Source organism: Streptomyces sp. 6-11-2, from assembly GCF_006540305.1.
In the GTDB taxonomy this organism is placed as follows: Bacteria; Actinomycetota; Actinomycetes; order Streptomycetales; family Streptomycetaceae; genus Streptomyces.
On sequence record NZ_BJOR01000001.1, the window covers coordinates 4,291,886 to 4,308,877 of the forward strand.

At 72.1% G+C, this 16,992-nt stretch carries 14 protein-coding genes and 1 rRNA gene; 8 read left to right on the forward strand and 7 right to left on the reverse strand.

All coding sequences use genetic code 11. From position 1 onward, the window contains the following. Positions 1 to 48 precede the first annotated feature (48 nt). Positions 49 to 165, forward strand: a 5S ribosomal RNA gene (rrf, locus tag TNCT6_RS18850). A gap of 95 nt (positions 166 to 260) precedes the next feature. Here rrf and TNCT6_RS18855 read toward each other — a convergent pair. From TNCT6_RS18855 to TNCT6_RS18875, 5 genes are read right to left on the reverse strand one after another with little or no spacing between them, the layout of a single operon-like run. Beyond that, complete coding sequence (locus TNCT6_RS18855) at positions 261 to 1,571, reverse strand: DUF58 domain-containing protein (RefSeq protein ID WP_141360469.1); 1,311 nt, start codon at positions 1,569 to 1,571, stop codon at positions 261 to 263. After that, positions 1,571 to 2,560: a MoxR family ATPase gene (locus TNCT6_RS18860; protein ID WP_141360470.1), complete on the reverse strand. Its 990-nt coding sequence runs from the start codon at positions 2,558 to 2,560 to the stop codon at positions 1,571 to 1,573. The genes TNCT6_RS18855 and TNCT6_RS18860 overlap by 1 nt, the downstream gene beginning before the upstream one ends. Further along, a complete protein-coding gene (locus TNCT6_RS18865) occupies positions 2,560 to 3,756 on the reverse strand; it encodes a DUF4350 domain-containing protein (RefSeq protein ID WP_141360471.1) in 1,197 nt (398 codons plus the stop codon). Before TNCT6_RS18865 ends, TNCT6_RS18860 begins: the two co-directional genes overlap by 1 nt. Continuing rightward, on the reverse strand, positions 3,753 to 4,532 hold the full coding sequence (locus TNCT6_RS18870; protein WP_141360472.1) for a DUF4129 domain-containing protein: 780 nt from the start codon (positions 4,530 to 4,532) through the stop codon (positions 3,753 to 3,755). Before TNCT6_RS18870 ends, TNCT6_RS18865 begins: the two co-directional genes overlap by 4 nt. Before the next feature lie 4 nt (positions 4,533 to 4,536). Then, complete coding sequence (locus TNCT6_RS18875) at positions 4,537 to 5,910, reverse strand: glycerophosphoryl diester phosphodiesterase membrane domain-containing protein (protein WP_141360473.1); 1,374 nt, start codon at positions 5,908 to 5,910, stop codon at positions 4,537 to 4,539. A 140-nt stretch (positions 5,911 to 6,050) separates the two neighbouring features. Between TNCT6_RS18875 and mtnA the strand changes: the two genes are divergently transcribed. The 7 genes from mtnA (at position 6,051) to TNCT6_RS18915 (ending at position 14,952) form a co-directional block, all read left to right on the forward strand. Continuing rightward, positions 6,051 to 7,193 carry an S-methyl-5-thioribose-1-phosphate isomerase gene (gene mtnA, locus TNCT6_RS18880; RefSeq protein WP_141360474.1) on the forward strand — a complete coding sequence of 381 codons (1,143 nt, stop codon included), beginning with the start codon at positions 6,051 to 6,053 and terminating at the stop codon, positions 7,191 to 7,193. Positions 7,194 to 7,305: 112 nt separating this feature from the next. Next, on the forward strand, positions 7,306 to 7,995 hold the full coding sequence (gene mtrA, locus TNCT6_RS18885) for a two-component system response regulator MtrA (protein WP_216372785.1): 690 nt from the start codon (positions 7,306 to 7,308) through the stop codon (positions 7,993 to 7,995). Between the two features lies 1 nt (position 7,996). Next, on the forward strand, positions 7,997 to 10,075 hold the full coding sequence (mtrB, locus tag TNCT6_RS18890) for an MtrAB system histidine kinase MtrB (protein ID WP_141360475.1): 2,079 nt from the start codon (positions 7,997 to 7,999) through the stop codon (positions 10,073 to 10,075). Next, positions 10,065 to 11,915, forward strand: a complete 1,851-nt coding sequence (locus TNCT6_RS18895; protein ID WP_141360476.1) for an LpqB family beta-propeller domain-containing protein — start codon at positions 10,065 to 10,067, stop codon at positions 11,913 to 11,915. Before mtrB ends, TNCT6_RS18895 begins: the two co-directional genes overlap by 11 nt. Before the next feature lie 204 nt (positions 11,916 to 12,119). Further along, a complete protein-coding gene (locus TNCT6_RS18900) occupies positions 12,120 to 12,989 on the forward strand; it encodes a ComF family protein (protein WP_141360477.1) in 870 nt (289 codons plus the stop codon). 315 nt (positions 12,990 to 13,304) lie between these two features. Next, positions 13,305 to 13,991 (forward strand): ribosome hibernation-promoting factor, HPF/YfiA family, encoded by a 687-nt coding sequence (gene hpf / locus TNCT6_RS18910; protein ID WP_141360479.1) that lies wholly within the window; start codon positions 13,305 to 13,307, stop codon positions 13,989 to 13,991. 214 nt (positions 13,992 to 14,205) lie between these two features. Then, positions 14,206 to 14,952, forward strand: a complete 747-nt coding sequence (locus tag TNCT6_RS18915) for a response regulator transcription factor (RefSeq protein WP_141360480.1) — start codon at positions 14,206 to 14,208, stop codon at positions 14,950 to 14,952. A gap of 34 nt (positions 14,953 to 14,986) precedes the next feature. On the opposite strand, the gene TNCT6_RS18920 is transcribed toward TNCT6_RS18915, so the two are convergent. Beyond that, a complete protein-coding gene (locus TNCT6_RS18920) occupies positions 14,987 to 16,189 on the reverse strand; it encodes a winged helix-turn-helix domain-containing protein (protein WP_141360481.1) in 1,203 nt (400 codons plus the stop codon). 62 nt (positions 16,190 to 16,251) lie between these two features. Beyond that, entirely contained in the window at positions 16,252 to 16,830 is a 579-nt protein-coding gene (locus tag TNCT6_RS18925; protein WP_141360482.1) for a GNAT family N-acetyltransferase, read from the reverse strand. Positions 16,831 to 16,992 lie beyond the last annotated feature (162 nt).

Genomic DNA, 16,992 nt, shown 5'->3' on the forward strand with positions numbered 1-16,992 from the left:
CAACCGTCGTAGCCGTTGCTGCGGCTCCGGTTGATTGTTTCATAGTGTTTCGGTGGTCATAGCGTGAGGGAAACGCCCGGTTACATTCCGAACCCGGAAGCTAAGCCTCACAGCGCCGATGGTACTGCAGGGGGGACCCTGTGGGAGAGTAGGACGCCGCCGAACAAATTTTGAGAAAACCCCCGTGCCATTCGGCACGGGGGTTTTCTGCGTTTACGCACCGCACCAGGGGCTTACGCCCCTGTCCCTTGCTCTCTCTTTCAAAGCCTCCCCGCTGTCTTCAGCGCCAGATAGGCGTCTGCCAGCGCCGGCGCCAGATCGTCCGGTGCGGCGTCGACGACGGTGACTCCGTGGCGGCGGAGTTGCTCGGCGGTGCGGTGGCGTTCGGTCTGCGCCGTCGCCGCGGCGGCGGCTTCGTAGACCGCGTCCACACTTCCCCGGGACGCGGCCATCTGTGTCACCAGCGGATCCGCCACCGAGGCCACCAGAACCGTGTGGCGCTGGGTGAGTTGAGGGAGCACGGGCAGCAGGCCCTCCTCGACGGGCGCCGCGTCCAGGCTGGTCAGCAGGACGATCAGCGACCGGCGCGGTGCCGTACGCAGGGCTGTGGCCGTAAGGCCCCGGGCGTCCGTCTCGACGAGTTCGGGTTCCAGTGCCGCCATGGCGTCGACCAGGGACGGCAGGACATCGACTGCGGAGCGGCCCTGGACGAGGGCACGAACCCGGCGATCGTAGGCGAGGAGGTCCACGCGGTCGCCGGCGCGGGAGGCGAGGGCCGCGAGGAGCAGGGCGGCGTCCATGGAGGCGTCCAGGCGCGGGGCGTCGCCCACACGGCCCGCGGAGGTGCGGCCGGTGTCCAGGACGAGCAGGATGTGCCGGTCGCGTTCGGGGCGCCAGGTACGGACAGCGACCGAGGACTGGCGGGCGGTGGCGCGCCAGTCGATGGAGCGGGTGTCGTCACCAGGGACGTACTCGCGCAGGCTGTCGAACTCCGTTCCCTCTCCGCGGATGAGCACACTGGTGCGGCCGTCGAGTTCCCGCAGTCGGGCGAGTTTCGAGGGCAGGTGCTTGCGGCTGGTGAACGGCGGCAGCACGCGTACCGTCCAGGGGACCTTGTGGGTGCCCTGGCGGGCGACCAGCCCGAGAGGGCCGTAGGAACGGACTGTCACGCGGTCGGCCTGGCGGTCGCCGCGACGGGTGGGGCGCAGGCGCGTGGTGACACGGCGCCGTTCGCCGGGCGGCACTCTCAGGCGATGTCGGGAGGCCGTCATTTCGGTGCCCGGCTGCCAGCTGCTGGGGGGCCAGGCGTCACGGAGCCGGGCGCGCAGCAGGCGGCGTGAGGGGTTGGTGACCGTGAGGGTGATGTCGGCGCTCTCGCCCAGGCGCACGGAGGTGTCCCCGGAACGGGTCAGGCCGAGGCGTCGCACCGGCGCCGCCAGGGCGTAGTCGCAGGCGCAGGCCACGGCCAGGGGCGCGTTCACAGCGAGGATGCCCGACCAGCCCGGGTCCCAGATGCCGACGGGGAGGGAGCCGAGGGCCGCGAGGAGCGCGGCGCGTCCGGTGAGGGCCATCAGCGGGGGACCGGCACGTGAGCGAGGATCGCGTTGATCACCGAATCGGCGGTCACGCCTTCCATCTCGGCCTCCGGGCGCAGCTGGACCCGATGGCGCAGGGTGGACAGGGCCAGTGCCTTGACGTCGTCGGGGATGACGTAGTCGCGACCGGTCAGCCAGGCCCACGCACGGGACGTCGACAGCAGCGCCGTCGCTCCGCGCGGGGAGACGCCGAGGGCCAGGGACGGTGATTCCCGGGTCGCCCGGCAGATGTCGACGACGTAGGCCGTGATCTCGGGGGAGACGGTCGTCTTGGCGATCGCGGCGCGGGCCGCGTCCAGGTCGGCGCGGCCGGCCACGGGGCGTACACCGGCGGCGCGCAGGTCGCGCGGGTTGAAGCCGTCGGCGTGGCGGGTGAGGACGTCGATCTCGTCCTGGCGGGAGGGCAGCGGGATGGTCAGCTTGAGGAGGAAGCGGTCCAGCTGGGCCTCGGGGAGGGGGTAGGTGCCCTCGTACTCGACCGGGTTCTGGGTCGCGACGACCAGGAAGGGATCGGGGAGCGGGCGCGGGGTGCCGTCGACGGTGACCTGGCGCTCCTCCATGGCCTCCAGGAGCGACGACTGGGTCTTGGGAGGGGTGCGGTTGATCTCGTCGGCGAGGAGGAGGTTGGTGAAGACCGGGCCGGGCTGGAAGGAGAACTCGGCGGTGCGGGCGTCGTAGACCAGCGAGCCGGTCACGTCGCTCGGCATCAGGTCGGGGGTGAACTGCACGCGCTTGGTGTCGATGTCGAGCGCGGCGGCGAGCGTGCGGACGAGCAGGGTCTTCGCCACTCCGGGGACTCCTTCAAGGAGGACGTGTCCACGGCAGAGGAGGGCGACGACGAGACCGGTCACGGCGGGATCCTGGCCGACCACGGCCTTGGCGATCTCGGCGCGCAGGGCTTCCAGGGAGGACCGGGCGTGGCCCGTGTCCCCGGTGTGCCCGGCGTTGTCAGTGGTCGGGTCCATCATGGACGGCGTACCTCTCTTTCGAGGGCGTCGAGTCGGTCGGCGAGGGTGACGAGGGCCGCGTCGTCGCCGGGCGGCGGGCCGAAGAGCAGGTCGTGCATGGACAGTCCTTCGCCGTGGAGGCGGGCGGACAGGGCGGGGAGCAGGACCTCGGGCGTGTGCGCCTGGGTGACGGGGATGCCGACGAGGGGGGCCAGGCGGGTGCGTGTGGTGGAGCGAAGAGCGGTGGCGGCGCGGTCGCGGGCGTTCGCCTTGCGGTAGAGGCGGGCGCGGCCTTCGACGGTTTCGGAGGCGCGGATCGCCACGGGGAGTTTTTCGGGCACGAGGGGACCGAGCCGGCGTGCCCGCCACAGGGCGGCCAGGGCCGCGGCGACGAAGAGTTGCAGGGTGCCCCAGAGCCAGCCCGAGGGGAGCAGATCGAAGAAGTCGCGGTCGCCGGTGTCGGGGGCCGACGCGTCGGAGAACGAGGGGAGGTACCAGACCAGATGGGGGCGGGAGCCGAGGAGTTGCAGGGCGAGCGAGGCGTTGCCCTGCTTGGCGAGGCGGTTGTTGTAGAGGATGTCGGGGGCGCCGAGGACGACGGTGTCGCCGCCCTTGGTGGTCTGCGGGATGCGCAGCAGGGTGGGCAGGCCGTCGCTGGGGTAGCAGGCGTCCGCGTTCTTGACGGTGGTGGAGTAGCGGATGCCGCCGCCGGTGTCCGCGGTGCCGGCGCGGCGGGCGGCGGGCAGGGCGCAGCCGGGGGAGAGAGTGGTGTCGAAACTGGGTGTGTTCGCCGCGGTGACGCCCGGCGCCAGGCCGCTGACGGAGGGAAAATCGGGGGCGACGAGGACGATGCGCCCGCCGGTGGCGTCGGTCGCGTGGCGCAGCCGGGACTGCTGTCCGTCCGTCAGCAGGTCGGGGACGGCGACCAGCAGGGTGGTGTCGGATCCGGCGGCGGCGCGTGCCTCGCCGAGGGTGGTGACCACACGTGTGGACACACCGTGGTCGGCGAGGAGCTCGGCGACGGCGCGGCTGCCGTAGGGGTCGGCGGAGCGCGGGTCCAGGCGGCCGTGCTGGGCGCCCGACTGGACCGCGGCGATCGCGACGGCGGCGGCGAGGAGGAGGACGAGGGCGAGCAGGATCCCGCGCGTGCGGGTCCACACCTGGCGGCCGGTGCGCGAGACCGAGGTGGAGGGGAGCGTAGCCTCGGTGGTCATCCGGCGGCTCCCTGGCGGCCGGTGGGGGCCGTGTCGTGGCCGGTGCCGGCGAGTTGGGGCCTGGTGCGTTCGAGGTCGCGGTCGAGTTCGGCGATGCGGTGGTACGCCGCTTCGGTCGCCTGGCGGCCGCCGTATGTGACGTCGTCGAAGTCCCGGGCGGCGGCGCGCAGCCGGTCGGTGTGCGCGGGGAGGGCGCGGCCGGCCTCGGCGGCGGCCTCGTCGGCGGTGCGGCCGGGGCGGACGTCGAGCAGGGCTCGTTCCTCCAGGGAGCGGACGATGGCGCGCATGCGTTCCTGGACGGCCTGGTTCCAGTGGCCCTGGACGGCGTGTGCCTCGGCGGCGGCGCGGTGTTCGGCGGCGCTGCGGGGGCGGTCGTCGAACAGGGCGGCGGAGGAAGTGGGTTCGCGGCGCGGTGTGCCGAGGCGCCACCACAGGGCACCGAGCACGGCGAGGACGGCCACGATGACGACGATCAGTCCGACGCTCCCGCCCGGGGTGGCGACCGAGGCGGAGTCGAACAGTTTGCCGACCCAGTTCCAGAAGGCGTTCAGGGCGCGTTGGAGCAGGCCCGGGTCGTGCTCGTGGTACATCGGCTTGGACAGTTCGCGCTGGGCCGCCTCGCGTGCCGGGTCGCGTGGGACGGTCACCGGTGGCTCGGCCGCGGAGCGCGACTGCGCCAGGGCCGTGCCGCGCGTGTGCAGCGCGATCCGCAGTGCTTTGTCCACGGCGTGTGGGAACGCCGGCAGTGCTGTGAGAACTCCCCCCGCCAGGCTCACGGCATCAGCTCCCGGAGGCTGGCGCGTCGGATCCGTATCCCTGGACGCCTGCGGCACGGGCCAGGTCGAGGTCGAGGGCCTCGCGGCGGATGCGCTGGTCGATGTAGAGCAGCACGGTGACACCGGCCGTGATCGGGAAGGTGACCGTGGAGCCGAGCACGGCCCCGATCCCGGTGATGATCAGGTAGGCCCAGCCGACGTTCGGGGTGCCGCTGAGGAAGCCGGACATGCCGCCCCCGTCGAAGACCAGGGCGAGGGCGAAGAAGGGGATGGCGATGACCGCGGAGACGAGGCCCGCGATGAGTCCCGCCAGCAGCTGGATGCCGAAGACGCGCCACCAGGAGCCGCGGATCAGTTTGGCGGAGCGGCTCATCGACTTGGCGATGCCCTGCTTCTCCAGCATCAGGGCGGGCGAGGCGAGCGAGAAGCGGACCGCCAGCCACAGGGCGGGTACGCAGGCGGCCAGGCCGCCCAGGAAGGCCAGTGCTATGCCCCCCAGGGGCGAGGACGTGGTGGCGACGAGGATGCCGGGCAGCACGCCGACGGCGATGACGCCGAGGCAGATGATGAGCAGCAGGGTGACGAGCCCGAACAGTTTGAGCACCTGGGGGCGGGCGTCCCGCCAGGCCTCCGCGGTGGTGACCGGCTTGCCGAGGACCGCGCGGCTGGTGACCGTCGTGAGCAGTGCGGTGGCCATGACGGTGGCGACCAGGGAGACGATGAGGACGGCGCCGGAGCCGAGCATGGCGTTGCCCATGGCGCGGCCGACCTCGCCGGGGGTGGCGTTCGGGTCGCTGAGGACCTGGTTGCTCGTGCTGTCGAGGACCAGGCGTTGCACCAGGATGGCGATGATCTGGGAGAAGACCGCGACGACCAGGGTGATGCCCAGGACGGTGCGCCAGTGGGCGCGCATGGTGGACACCGTGCCGTCGAGGATCTCGCCCACGCCCAGCGGGCGCAGCGGGATCACGCCGGGCTTGGCCGCGGGGGGCGGGCCGCCCCAGCCGGCGCCGCCCCAGGCGCCGTAGCCGGCGGGACCGCCGTAACCGGGAGCGCCGTAACCACCCGGGCCGCCGTAACCACCAGGGTTTTGACCGCCGGGGCCGTAGCCGGCCGGGGGCTGTCCGCCCCAGGTGGGGCCCGCGGGTGGCGGTGGTGCCTGGCCGGGGGCCGGGGCTCCCGTGGGCGCGGACCACTGGCCCGGCGGCGGCTGCTCCTTGGACCACTTCACGCCGGGACCCTGCGGCTGCTCGCCCGAGTGGTCCGCGGGTGGTGCGGCGTCGGGGCGGCCGGCGGCGTCGGCAGGTCCGGACGCGCCGGTCTCCTGTCCGTCGGACGGGGCGGATCCGGGCGAGGCCCAGCCCGGAGTGTCAGTCATCGTCGCTCCTTCACGGTGCCCGTCCGCCGTCGCGGCGGCAGGTTGGCTGCCATCGTGCCATGGGGTGGTCTTCGGGCGACCGGCGGTGCTGATGGCTGCGTACCTTCAATTGTCCGCCGGACAGGGGGCACACTGACGGCATGGCTGATCAGTACGCGCAGACCCGCGAGGACGACCGGGCGGCCGGTACCTCGGTGATCCGCTGGGAAGAGCCGCCCGAGGGCCCGGTGCTGGTCCTCCTCGACCAGACCAGGCTTCCCGCCGAGGAGGTCGAGTTGGTGTGCACGGACGCGCCCGCTCTGGTGGAGGCGATCCGGTCGCTGGCCGTGCGCGGGGCGCCGGTGCTCGGCATCGCCGGGGCGTACGGCGTCGCGCTCGCCGCCGCGCGCGGCTTCGACGTGGACGAGGCCGCGACCGCGCTGGCGGCTGCCCGGCCCACGGCGGTGAACCTCTCCGTCGGTGTGCGCCGGGCGCGGTCCGCCCATCAGGCGGCGCTCGCCAGGACCGGCGACCCCGGACAGGCCGCCTCGGCGGCGCTGGCCGCGGCGCGGCAGCTGCACCAGGAGGACGCCCGGGCCAGCGCGCGGATGGCCGAGCACGGGCTGGCGCTGCTGGACGAGCTGCTGCCCGGCGGCGGGCACCGCGTCCTCACCCACTGCAACACCGGGTCGCTGATCTCGGGTGGAGAGGGCACGGCGTTCGCGGTGGCGCTCGCGGCGCATCGAGCCGGACGGCTGCGGCGGCTGTGGGTGGACGAGACCCGGCCATTGCTCCAGGGCGCCCGTCTGACGGCGTACGAGGCGGCTCGCAACGACATGTCGTACACCCTGCTCACCGACAACGCGGCGGGCTCCCTGTTCGCGGCCGGTGAGGTGGACGCCGTGCTGATCGGCGCGGACCGTATCGCCGCCGACGGCTCGGTGGCGAACAAGGTGGGCAGCTATCCGCTCGCGGTGCTCGCGCGTTACCACCACGTGCCGTTCATCGTGGTGGCGCCGGTGACGACAGTGGACCCGGCGACCCCGGACGGCGCGGCGATCGAGGTCGAGCAGCGGCCGGGCTACGAGGTGACCGAGTTCATCGCGCCCCAGGTCCCGGTCACGGGAGCCGGCAGCGGTCTCCCGGTCGCGCCGCTGGGCACGCAGGCGTACAACCCGGCGTTCGACGTGACCCCGCCGGAGCTGGTGACGGCGATCGTCACCGAGGAGGGCGCCGTCTCGCCGGTGACCGCCAAGGGACTGGCCGAATTGTGCGCCAGGTCGAGGGGGACCACGACAGACTGAGCACCGGCACCCCGTTCTCGGGCCGCAGGCAGACAGTGACGGCTCACTACGACTATCGTCACAGGCCAGTGAGCTGTCTCACCTGGATCTTCGCCACCGTTACGAGAATGGGATGATGTCGGTTATGAAGGGACGAGTCCTTGTCGTCGACGACGACACCGCACTGGCCGAGATGCTCGGGATCGTGCTGCGTGGTGAAGGTTTCGAGCCGTCTTTCGTGGCCGACGGCGACAAGGCGCTGGCCGCCTTTCGTGAGGCGAAACCCGATCTGGTCCTGCTCGACCTGATGCTGCCCGGCCGCGACGGCATCGAGGTGTGCCGCCTGATCAGGGCGGAGTCCGGGGTGCCGATCGTGATGCTGACAGCCAAGAGTGACACCGTGGACGTCGTCGTGGGCCTGGAGTCCGGCGCCGACGACTACATCGTGAAGCCGTTCAAGCCGAAGGAGCTGGTGGCCCGTATCCGGGCGCGGCTGCGCAGGTCGGAGGAGCCCGCACCGGAGCAGCTCGCCATCGGCGACCTCGTCATCGATGTCGCGGGTCACTCCGTGAAGCGGGACGGGCAGTCGATCGCGCTGACGCCGCTGGAGTTCGACCTGCTGGTCGCGCTGGCCCGCAAGCCGTGGCAGGTGTTCACCCGCGAGGTGCTCCTGGAGCAGGTCTGGGGCTACCGGCACGCGGCCGACACCCGCCTGGTGAACGTGCACGTGCAGCGGCTGCGCTCCAAGGTCGAGAAGGACCCGGAGAAGCCGGAGATCGTGGTGACCGTCCGCGGTGTCGGTTACAAGGCCGGACCGAGCTGACGTGTCGGGGGACAGCGCCGCTTCGGCGCCCGGGGGTTCCGGGGCCGGCGCGGGGCGGCCTGTCGGCCGGACGACCGCCGGCTCCCGCTGGGGACGCCTCCTGGAGGGCGGGCTGCTGCACGGCGGTGTCCAGGGCAGCCCGGTCCTGCGTCTGTTTCTGCGCTGGGTGCGCCGGCCGCTGCTGCCCGTGATGCGGCTGTGGCGGCGCAACATCCAGCTCAGGGTCGTCGCGACCACCCTGCTGATGTCGCTGGGCGTCGTACTGCTGCTGGGTTTCGTCGTCATCGGCCAAGTGCGCAACGGACTGCTCGACGCCAAGGTGAAGGCCTCGCAGAGCCAGGCCACCGGTGGTTTCGCGGTGGCCAAGCAACGGGCCGACGAGGCGGCGACCGGTCCCGGCGACGACGTCTCCGCCGCTGACGGCCACTCCTCGCAGAACGTCATCCAGTGGATGAGCGACCTGGTGTCGTCGCTGTCCAGCGGCGGTCAGGGCGCCTTCGACGTGGTCACGCTGCCCGCCGGCGACGACAGCGGTGGCGGGCGCGGTCCGCGCGCCTCCGGCGGCGTGGATCCCACGGCGAGCGTTCCGGAGGAGCTGCGCGCCCGCGTCAACAACGGCGTGGTGGCCGCCCAGAGTTACGCCCGCATCGTCTACCAGGGCGGCGACAAGGGCTCCCAGCCCGCGCTGGTCATCGGCAAGCAGGTCAACGACCCCAACGGCGATCCGTACCAGCTGTACTACCTCTTCCCGCTCACCCAGGAGGAGAAGTCGCTGAGCCTGGTCAAGGGCACGCTGGCGACGGCCGGTCTGTTCGTCGTCGTACTCCTCGGAGCCGTCGCCTGGCTGGTGGTGCGGCAGGTCGTCACGCCGGTGCGGATGGCGGCCGGGATCGCCGAGCGGCTGTCGGCCGGGCGGCTCCAGGAGCGGATGAAGGTCACCGGTGAGGACGACATCGCGCGACTCGGCGAGGCCTTCAACAAGATGGCGCAGAACCTTCAGCTGAAGATCCAGCAGTTGGAGGAGCTGTCGCGGATGCAGCGCCGGTTCGTCTCCGACGTCTCGCACGAGCTGCGCACGCCGTTGACGACCGTGCGGATGGCCGCCGACGTCATCCATGAGGCGCGCGAGGACTTCGACCCGGTCACCGCCCGCTCGGCGGAACTGCTCGCCGACCAGCTCGACCGGTTCGAGTCGCTGCTCGCGGACCTGCTGGAGATCAGCCGTTTCGACGCGGGCGCGGCGGCGCTGGAGGCCGAGCCGATCGACCTCAGGGAGGTCGTGCACCGGGTCGTCAGCGGCGCCGCGCCGCTCGCGGAACGCAAAAGGACGCGGATACGGGTCGTCGGCGACCAGCAGCCGGTCGTCGCGGAGGCCGACGCCCGGCGTGTGGAGCGCATCCTGCGCAATCTGGTCGTCAACGCTGTTGAGCACGGCGACGGCAGGGACGTCGTCGTCAAACTCGCGGCGGCGGGCGGCGCGGTCGCGGTCGCGGTGCGCGACTACGGCGTCGGGCTCAAGCCGGGTGAGGCGACTCGTGTGTTCAGCCGCTTCTGGCGGGCGGATCCGGCGCGCGCCCGCACCACGGGCGGTACCGGTCTGGGGCTGTCGATCGCCCTGGAGGACGCCCGGCTGCACGGCGGCTGGCTTCAGGCGTGGGGCGAGCCGGGCGGCGGCTCGCAGTTCCGCCTGACGCTGCCGAGGACCGCGGACGAGCCGCTGCGGGGCTCGCCCGTCCCGCTGGAGCCGAAGGACTCGCGCCGCAACCGCGGGCTCGACGACGCCGGTCTGCCGGGCGGGAAGCGTGCCACCGTGCCGGTCCAGGCGACGGGTGAGCGGATGGCGTCCTCACGGGACCCGATCGCGTCCCGGTCGGCGGCGGTGGCCCCGACGGCCGATCCGACGGCGCTGCCCGGCAGCGGCGCGCGTGTGGTGCCCCGGCCGGCCGCGGGCGGGCGACGGCAGGAGGCGGCGTCCGCCGTGGACGCCGCAGGGAAGGGGCCTGCGGACTCCGCTGCCGCCGAGGAAGCCGGGCCGCGGGACGACGTGACACAGCAAGGGGAGGCATTTCGTGGGCGCTGACCGCGTGGGGGGCGTGCGGCGGCCGGTGCGCGCGGTGGCGTACGCCGCTTGCGGGGCCGTACTGCTGGCGGGGTGCGCCTCGATGCCGGACAGCGGGGATCTGCGGGACGTGGAGTCCACCCCGCGCCAGGACAGCCAGCTGCGGGTGTTCGCCATGCCGCCCCGGGAGGATGCCCCGCCCGCGGAGATCGTGCAGGGCTTTCTGGAGGCCCTGACCAGTGACGATCCGCAGTATGCGACGGCGCGTCAGTATCTGACGGGGACGGCGTCGGGGCGCTGGCGGCCGGAGCAGTCCACGACCGTGCTCGCGGGCGGCCCGGACATCCAGGTCGACCGCACCACGGGGCACGACACCAGCCACGACAACAGCGACGACTACGCGTTCACGCTGACCGGCGAGAAGGTGGCCCGGGTTGACGTGCAGCAGTCGTACACGCCGATGCGCGGCGGGTACAGTCAGCCGGTTCATCTGACGCGGGACAAGAAGAGCGGGCAGTGGCGCATCGACGTGCTGCCGCAGGGCGTCGTCATGGGGCAGTCGGACTTCCAGCGCAACTACATGTCTGTCAACAAGTACTACTTCGCCTCCAACACCTGGGCGGATTCGGCCACATCGGCGACCGCCGTCTCCGATCCCGTCTTCGTGCGCCGGCGCGTGGACGCGATGACGCAGGTGGTGCGCTCCGTGCTGAGCGGGCCCACGCGCTGGCTCGAGCCGGCGGTCAGTTCGAGCTTCCCGGCCGGGACGGAGCTGCGCCGCGGGGTCACCTCGCTGGCGCCCGACGACCAGAACCGGCTGACGGTGCCGCTGAACGAGAAGGCCTCCGGGGTCGGGCGCGAGAAGTGCCGGGAGATGGCGACCCAGTTGCTGTTCACACTGCAGAACCTGACACCCACCGTGGACACCGTCACGCTCCAGCGCGCCGACGGCGGCACACTGTGCTCGCTCGAGGAGGAACAGGCCGAGGCCGTCGCCACGCGCGGGTCGGTGAAGCGGCCCGACTACCTGTACTACGTCGACGACAAGCAGCGGCTGGTGCGGATCGCCGGCGGCGGCACCGCCATGGGCGCCGAACCCGTGCCGGGGGCGCTGGGTGAGGGTGTCCAGAAGCTCCAGGCGGCGGCGGTGTCGTGGGACGAGCGCACGGCGGCCGGGGTCGGCGACGACGGCAAGTCGCTGTTCGTGGGCCCCCTCGTGGAGGGCGGAGCCCACGACGCGCCGGTCCTGCGGAGCCAGGGCAAGGACGAGGGTGACCGGCTGACGGTACCGAGCTGGGACGCGCGCGGTGACCTGTGGGTGGCCGACCGCGATCCCGCCCGACCGCGGCTGGTGGTGTTGGAGCAGGGCGAGGGCCAGCCGCTCGACGTGCGCGTCCCCGGGCTGAAGGGCCGTGTCGACGCGGTGCGGGTGGCCGCCGACGGGGTACGGATCGCCCTGGTCGTGCGGGCGGAGAACGACAGCAAATCCCTGCTCGTCGGGCGGATCGAACGCGACGACAAGGCCGGGGACCGGCCGGTGGTGTCGGTGCGCGAACTGCGTTCGGCGGCTCCGGAGCTGGAGGACGTCACCGCCATGTCGTGGGCCGGCGACAGCCGCCTCGTGGTGGCCGGGCGGGAGAAGGGGGGCGTGCAGACGATGCGGTACGTCCAGGTCGACGGCTCCACGCCGGAGGGCCCGCCGCCGGCGGCGCTCACGGGGGTGCAGACGCTCGCCGCGGCCGAGGACGACCGGTCGCCGCTGGTGGCGTACTCCTCGGAGGACGGGATCGTCCGGCTGCCGTCCGGGACGCAGTGGCAGAAGGTGGTCAAGGACGGGTTGGCGCCGGTCTACCCGGGGTGAGCGGCCTTCCGTCCCGACCGGGCTGAGCGTGTTCCTCCCTCCCGACCGGGCTGAGAGCCTTCTATCCTCCCTCCCTTCCGAGCGGGCCGGGGCATCCCTTGGTCGCCCGTGTGGGGGAAGCCCCGGTGACGGTGGGGGGAGTTGTCCACAGGGGGTTGTCCACAGGGCTGGCCGGAACGGTGCGCCGTAGGCACAGTGGAAGACATGCACGGGTGGTGGCAGGACCTCACCGACCTGGTGCTGCCGACCGAGTGCGGCGGCTGCGGCAGGCCTCGCACGGTGCTCTGTCCTCGGTGCCGTGCCGCCCTGAGCCGGGGCGCACCACGCCGGGTGCGACCGGTGCCGGAGCCGTCCGGACTGCCTGCGGTGTACGCGGCGGCGCCGTACGCGGACGCGGTGCGGGCGGCCCTGCTCGCCCACAAGGAGCGGGGCGCACTGGGTCTCGCGCGCCCGCTGGGTACGGCGCTGGCGGGTGCGGCGCGGGCCGGGCTGCGGGCGGCGGCGACGGGAGCGGGGAGAACGGGAGCGGGAGCCGGGGCGGCCGGTGGCGTGGCAGGTGGTGCCGTGCTGCTCGTCCCCGTGCCGTCCGCGCGGCAGGCGGTGCGGGCCCGGGGGCACGATCCCGCGCGGCGGATCGCGCTCGCGGCGGCCGGTGGGCTGCGGCGGTCCGGGACGCCGGCCCGGGCCCTGGCGGTGCTGCGCCAGCGGCGCGTCGTGGCGGACCAGTCGGGGCTGACCTCCCGGCAGCGGCTCGAGAACCTCGCGGGCGCGCTGGAGGTGGCCGCGGGCGGTGCGCGGCTGCTGCTGAGCGGTCCGGTGGTGCTGGTCGACGACGTCATGACGACCGGAGCCTCGTTGGCGGAGGCGGCGCGGGCGGTCACGACGGCCGTGTACACGGCGCGGGGCCGGGAAGGGATGAGGAAACAGAAGTCGAGATCAAGGCAGAAGGAGCAGCAGGAGGGGAACTCGGTGTATGGAACACCCGAAATGGCGTGGGTGTACGGCGCTGGCGAGGTGGTCTGCGCGGCGGTCGTCGCGGCCTCTCCGGATTCCTTCGGAATAGACCGGAACTGACTGAGTACGTGCATCGTTGCAGGTAATGAGTGGGTCAATTCACCTGAACGGAGGTACGCCGCAGTAGAGGGTGACGTCATCCGTCCGGGCGAGATATGTTCGGGTTGTGAGGGAAAGGCGCAGGCCATCCCCGTCATATCCGAACGCCGTGCTGCGGGTTTTCGCTATCACCCGTACCGGCCGGGTGGAGATCTCGCCCGCGGGGGAGGAGGAGGTGGACGTCACCGAGTCCGAGGTTCCGGAGCTCACCGGAACCGGGTGCACAAGGGAGATGCTCCGCCGTCGGAGCGGAGCGATCCGGGAACGGAGTTCTGCGTGGACATCGTCGTCAAGGGCCGCAAGACCGAGGTGCCCGAGCGGTTCCGCAAGCACGTGGCCGAGAAGCTGAACCTGGAGAAGATCCAGAAGCTCGATGGCAAGGTGATCAGCCTCGACGTCGAGGTGTCCAAGGAGCCCAACCCCCGACAAGCCGACCGCTGCGACCGGGTGGAGATCACGCTCCGCTCCCGCGGTCCGGTGATCCGGGCGGAGGCAGCGGCCAGCGATCCGTACGCCGCGCTCGACCTGGCGGCGGAGAAGCTCGGTGCCCGGCTGCGCAAGCAGCACGACAAGCGTTTCTCGCGGCGTGGCGCACGACGGATCTCGGCCGCCGAGGTCCCCGACCACGTTCCCGGTGCGGCGACCCTGAACGGCAGCGGTCAGACCGTCACGGAAGCGGAAGCGGGCCAGGTGCCCACCAAGAAAATCGGCTCGCTGGAGGTGCAGGGGGACGGACCCCTCGTCGTCCGCGAGAAGACCCACGTCGCCTCCCCGATGACCCTCGACCAGGCCCTCTACGAGATGGAGCTGGTCGGGCACGACTTCTATCTCTTCGTCGACTCCGAGACCAAGGAACCCAGCGTCGTCTACCGGCGGCATGCCTATGACTACGGGGTGATCCACCTCCGGACGGACACGATGGTCACTCAGGCGCCCGAGGCGGGCGGCACACTGGGCGGTTGAGCCGCCCCGGCGACAACAACAGCTGCGACGGTGCCCCTGGAGCGCGGTGTGCGCCCCCAGGGGCACCGGTGTGCGCCCCCTTCACACGCCGCTTGGTCACCGCAGTGTCGGCCGGGCATGGAATCATGGCGGCAACGGCCCAACCGATGGGCCGTTGCCTTGGGTTGGCCACCGCACCACAGACCGGGCCACAGCCTCAGGGGGAGGAACAACGATGGCGGACAGCTTCGGACCGATGAGGGACGAGGACGCCGACGGCGGCGTCGTCGGCGTGGCACCGGAGGCGGGCACCGCGCGCAAGGAGCCGATCAGAGTCCTTGTCGTGGACGACCACGCCCTCTTCCGCCGCGGCCTGGAGATCGTGCTCGCCGCCGAGGAGGACATCCAGGTGGTCGGCGAGGCGGGTGACGGGGCCGAAGCCGTCGACAAGGCCGCCGACCTGCTGCCCGACATCGTGCTGATGGACGTACGCATGCCCAAGCGCGGTGGGATCGAGGCGTGCACGTCCATCAAGGAGGTCGCGCCCAGCGCCAAGATCATCATGCTGACGATCAGCGACGAGGAGGCCGACCTCTACGAGGCGATCAAGGCCGGTGCCACCGGCTACCTCCTCAAGGAGATCTCCACGGACGAGGTGTCCACCGCCATTCGCGCCGTGGCCGACGGGCAGTCGCAGATCAGCCCCTCCATGGCGTCGAAGCTGCTCACCGAATTCAAGTCGATGATCCAGCGGACCGATGAACGCCGCCTCGTCCCCGCCCCCCGGCTGACCGACCGTGAGCTGGAGGTCCTCAAGCTCGTCGCCACGGGGATGAACAACAGGGACATCGCCAAGGAACTGTTCATCTCCGAGAACACGGTGAAGAACCACGTCCGCAACATCCTGGAGAAGCTCCAGCTGCACTCCAGGATGGAGGCGGTGGTCTACGCGATGCGGGAGAAGATCCTCGAGATCCGGTAGGGCCCGGTAAGGCCCGGCGGGGCTGCCCGGAGGGTCAGCCGACGGCGCGGGAGAGTTCCCGCACGAGGGGCTCGCGCAGCTCGGGCGGTTCCACCCGTTCCACGCGTACGTCCGTGCAGTCCACCCAGCTCGCCGCCTCGACGAGCGCCTGGGCGACGGCGGGTACGGACCGCTCGCCGTCCAGGGTGACCTGCTTGGCCACGAGGATGCGGCCCTCCCGGGCGGGGTCCACGCGGCCGACGAGGCGGCCGCCGGCGAGCACGGGCATCGCGAAGTAGCCGTGGACCCGCTTGGGCTTGGGGACGTAGGCCTCCAGTCGGTGGGTGAAGCCGAAGATCCGCTCGGTGCGCGCCCGCTCCCAGACCAGCGAGTCGAAGGGCGACAGCAGAGTGGTGCGGTGGCGGCCGCGCGGGGGTGTGGCCAGCGCCTCCGGGTCCGCCCAGGCCGGCTTGCCCCAGCCCTCGACCGTGACCGGGACCAGCCCGGAGTCCCCGATCACCGCGTCGACCTGCTCGCCCTTGAGGCGGTGGTAGTCCGCGATGTCCGCGCGGGTGCCCACGCCCAGGGACTGGCCGGCCAGGCGGACCAGCCGGCGCAGGCACTCGGTGTCGTCCAGCTCGTCGTGCAGCAGCTCCTCGGGGACGGCGCGCTCGGCGAGGTCGTACACCCGCTTCCAGCCCCGGCGCTCCACGCAGACCACCTCGCCGTACATCAGGGCGCGCTCGACGGCGACCTTGGCGCCCGACCAGTCCCACCACTCACTGGTCTTCTTGGCCCCGCCCAGCTCCGTCGCCGTCAGCGGGCCCTCGGCGTGCAGCTGCTTGACGACCTGGTCGTACGCCCCGTCGGGCAGTTCGTGGTTCCAGTGCGGGCGGTTGCGGTAGGCGCGGCGGCGGAAGGCGAAGTGGGGCCACTCCTCGATCGGCAGGATGCAGGCGGCGTGCGACCAGTACTCGAAGGCGTGCGGGCGCGCCGACGGCGTGCCGGTGGACGCCGCCGCCCAGTAGGCACGCTCGACGGTTGTGCGGCCGACCGCGCCGAGGCGGGCGTAGGGCACGAGCTCGTGGGAGCGGGCGAGCACCGAGATGGTGTCGAGCTGGACCGCGCCGAGGTGCCGGAGGACACCGCGCACACCGGACCGCCGGTCGGGTGCGCCGAGGAAACCCTGGGCACGCAGGGCGATACGGCGGGCTTCGTCCGCCGAGAGATCGGTGCTGGGACGGGGGAGCGAGGTCATGGCATCGCACGATAAGGGGCGGCACCGACAACGCGCGCCGAGCTGCGCTTTCGCCGACGACCTCAGGCGGGAGCGGGCAGGTAGGGCGCCGCCGAGGGCAGGCTCAGGTCCGACGGCAGCAGGGAACCCACCCAGCAGTCCCGTCGTACCCCCTTGTTGTTGAGCCCCGAGCGCAGCGTGCCCTCCACCGTGAAGCCGACCCGTTCGGCGACCGCGCGGGAGGCGTGGTTCCCGACCTCGGCACGCCACTCCAGGCGGTCGACGGCGAGGTGGGTGAAGGCCCAGCGGGCGACGGTGAGTGAGGCCTCGGTCACATAGCCGTTGCCGCGGTGCTCCTTCGTGGCCCAGTAGCCGATCTCGGCCTCGCCCAGCGAACGCATCGTTATGCCGAGCGTGCCCACGAGGTCTCCTCCGGAGCCGGGGAGGAAGAGGCCGAAGGTGAACATCGAACCGTTGGCCCAGCCCAGGGGGACCATGTCCCCCGTGAAGCTCTGCGCGTGCTCGGGCAGATAGGGCGAAGGAAGCTGGGAGAGCCAGCGCTGGATGTCGGGGTCCTGCACGGCCGCGTACACCGCGTCGGAGTCCTGGGGGCCGAGCGTGCGCAGGAGCAGACGGTCGGTGGTGAGCGTGACGGGTTCCATCGCCCGATTCTGCTCGGGGGCCGCGGGAGGCGCCATCCCTTTTCCCGGTGTGTGGGGGGTTGATCGCATTTCTCGGCGTGTGAGGAAGTGATCACAATTCGCGCAAAACGTCGCCGGAACACGGCACCATCCGCGACCCCCGGACGTTGTTCACGTTGAGGC